The organism is Gordonia sp. (in: high G+C Gram-positive bacteria) (assembly GCF_020438995.1).
GTDB lineage: Bacteria > Actinomycetota > Actinomycetes > Mycobacteriales > Mycobacteriaceae > Gordonia.
On record NZ_JAGQTN010000284.1, the window covers coordinates 1 to 3,412 of the forward strand.

Consider the following 3,412-nt stretch of genomic DNA (forward strand, 5'->3'; position numbering starts at 1 on the left):
CCGGTCCGCTGGATCGAGACCCAGGAACTGCTCTTCGCCCCGCGTGAGCGTGACGGTCTAGGCACCCAGCGGTTCGTCGAGATCGGTGTGAAGAGTGCACCCACCCTCGCCGGCCTGGCCAATAACACGCTCAAGCTCGATGACTACGCGTCGGCGACCGCCGAGGTGCTCAACCTCGAACGTGACACCTCCGTTATCCTGGCGCAGGACGCCGGCGTCGAACCCGAAGAGGACGAGCCCGTCGAGGCGGTTGCCGAAAGTGCGCCGCAGGCAACCGAATCCGCTGCCGTCCCCGTGGCTGCCCCGGCCCCGGCCGCGGTGTCGAGCGGCCCACGGCCCGAAGACATCTCGTTCGGTCCGGCCGACGCGGTCAAGGCCGTGATCGCGATGTGGACCAAGATGGGCGTCGACCAGATCGGTGCCGCCGACACCATCGAGGCGCTGTGCGACGGCGTGTCCTCCCGCCGCAACCAGCTGCTCCTGGACATCGGCGGCGAACTGGGCCTGGGCGCGATCGACGGTGCCGCCGAGGCCGACATGGTGGCGCTGTCGTCGACGGTGCAGACCCTGGCCCGCGGCTACCGGCCGCTGGGCCCGGTCCTCACCGACGCCGTCGCCGAACAGATCCGCAAGGTGATGGGGCCGCTGGGCAAACGCCAGTCCTACATCACCGACCGGGTCGAGAAGGTGTGGCAGCTCGGCCCCGGCTGGGGACTGCACACCGTCGTCGCCCTGGCGATGGGCACCCGCGAAGGTGCCAGCGTCCGCGGCGGTGACCTCGGCGTCCTGCTCGATGGCGCACTGGCCAACGCCGACGCGCTCGACGCGCTGATCGACCGTGCCGTCACCGCAGTCGGTGCCGACAAGGGCATCGCCGTGAGCAAACCCGCCTCCGAATCCGGTGGTAGCGCAACGGTCGACGCCGCGGCCCTCGGTGAGTTCACCGAACAGATCACCGGCCGTTCCGGTGTGCTGGCCGCCGCCGCGCAGACGGTGCTGGCCAAACTGGGTCTGACGGACACCTCGGGCACACCGGCGGTCGAGGAGAACCCGGACGCGGCCATCGCCGCGCTGGTGAGCGCCGAACTCGGCTCAGACTGGGCGCGCACCGTCGCACCGGCCTTCGATGAGCAGAAGGTGGTCCTGGTCGACGACCGCTGGGCCACCAGCCGCGAGGACCTGGTGCGGTTGTGGCTCACCGACGCCGCCGACCTCGACACCGACATCGCCGGCCGGTTCGCCGGCGCCGGTGAGGTCGTCGCCGAACACGCCGCCTGGTGGCAGCAGAAGGCGCAGGCGGCCGGCAACGAGCCGCTCGCGCAGGTGTACGCACAGATCGCCGAGGCCGCCCGCGAGCAGGCCGACGGTGAGTACGCCGACCAGATCGCCGTCGTCACCGGCGCCAGCAAGGGTTCGATCGCTGCGGCCGTCGTCGGCGGGCTGCTGGCCGGTGGTGCCACGGTCGTGGCCACCACGTCCCGGCTGGACTCCGACCGGCTCGGCTTCTACAAGGAGCTGTACCGCACCCACGCCCGCTGCGGCGCGGCCCTGTGGGTGGCACCGGCCAACATGGCCTCCTACACCGACGTCGACCACCTGGTGTCGTGGATCGGTTCGGAGCAGACCGAAAACCTCGGCAGCACAACCGCTGTCGTCAAACCGACACTCAAGCCGACGATGCTGTTCCCGTTCGCCGCGCCGCGCGTGGCCGGTGACCTCACCGACGCAGGCGCCCGCGCCGAGCTGGAGATGAAGGTGCTGCTGTGGTCGGTTGAGCGGCTGATCGCCGGCCTGTCCGACATCCACGCCGACCACGATCTCGCGGCCCGGCTGCACGTGGTGCTGCCCGGCTCTCCCAACCGCGGCATGTTCGGCGGTGACGGCGCCTACGGCGAGGCCAAGGCCGCGCTCGACGCGGTGGTGGCGCGCTGGAACGTCGAGGACTCCTGGAAGCGCCGGACCACCCTGGCCCACGCCCTCATCGGGTGGGTCCGCGGCACCGGTCTGATGGGTCACAACGATCCGCTGGTGGATGCCGTCGAAGAGGCCGGTGTGCGTACCTGGAGCACCGCAGAGATGGCCGCCAACCTGCTCAGTGTGTGCACCCCGGAACAGCGGGCGCAGGCCGCCGAGGCCCCTGTGGTCGCCGACTTCACCGGCGGTCTCGACCCGGACGCCATCGACCTCAAGGCGCTGGCCGCCGCGGCACAGGAAGAGGCCGCCGCCGAGCCTGTCGCCGAAGTGGCCGAAGCCGAGACCGACACCGTCGCGGCCCTGCCCGCCCCGGCCCGGGCCCGTGCGTCGATGCGTCCGGAGTGGGCGCCGATCGACGCCACGCCCGAGGACCTCGTGGTGATCGTCGGTGCCGGCGAAGTCGGCCCATACGGATCGGCGCGCACCCGCTTCGAGATGGAGGTCGACGAAAAGCTCTCGGCCGCAGGTGTTCTCGAACTGGCCTGGAACACCGGACTGATCCACTGGGACACCGCACCCAAACCCGGCTGGTATGACACCGCTTCCGGTGATCCGGTGCCGGAGTCGGAGATCGCCGACCGCTATCACGACGAGGTCGTCGAACGCTGTGGCATCCGCCGCTACGCCGACGACGGCGCGATGGTGGACAACACCTCGCCGCTGCTCACCTCTGTGTTCCTCGACGAGGACCTCACCTTCTCGGTCGGTTCGGAGGCCGAGGCACGCGCCTTCGCCGCCACCGCCCCCGACAAGACCCGCGTCACCTTCGACGCCGAGTCCGGCGAATGGCAGGTCACCCGCCTGGCCGGCACCGAGATCCGGGTGCCGCGACAGTTCGAGCTCAGCCGCAGCGTCGGTGGCCAGATCCCGACGGGTTTCGACCCGACCCGCTGGGGCGTGACCCCCGACATGGTCGAATCCATCGACCGGGTCGCGCTGTGGAACCTCGTCGCCACCGTCGACGCATTCCTGTCGTCGGGTTTCACGCCCGCGGAACTGATGCGGTGGGTGCATCCGGGCCTGGTGGCCAACACCCAGGGCACCGGCATGGGCGGCATGACCTCGATGCGGGAGTTGTACATCAACACCCTGCTCGGTGAGGCCAAGGCCAACGACATCCTGCAGGAGGCGTTGCCGAATATCGTTGCCGCACATGTGGTGCAGTCCTACATCGGCAGCTATGGTGCGATGATCCATCCGGTCGCCGCCTGCGCCACCGCCGCCGTGTCGGTGGAGGAGGGCGTCGACAAGATCCGCCTCGGCAAGGCACTGTTCGCCGTGGCCGGCGGCTTCGACGACCTCGGCATCGAAGGGATCGTCGGGTTCGGTGACATGTCGGCCACCGCCGAATCGGCCAAGATGGCCGCACGCGGCATCGACGAACGTCGCTACTCCCGCGCCAACGACCGGCGCCGCGGCGGGTTCGTCGAATCGCAGG

The 3,412-nt window shown here is 70.1% G+C and carries 1 protein-coding gene; it reads left to right on the forward strand.

Annotated features, from left to right (window positions below; translation table 11 throughout):
- Positions 1–3,412 (forward strand): beta-ketoacyl synthase N-terminal-like domain-containing protein (locus tag KDB67_RS20335; RefSeq protein ID WP_291019929.1); only part of this gene is annotated, 3,412 nt, incomplete at both ends.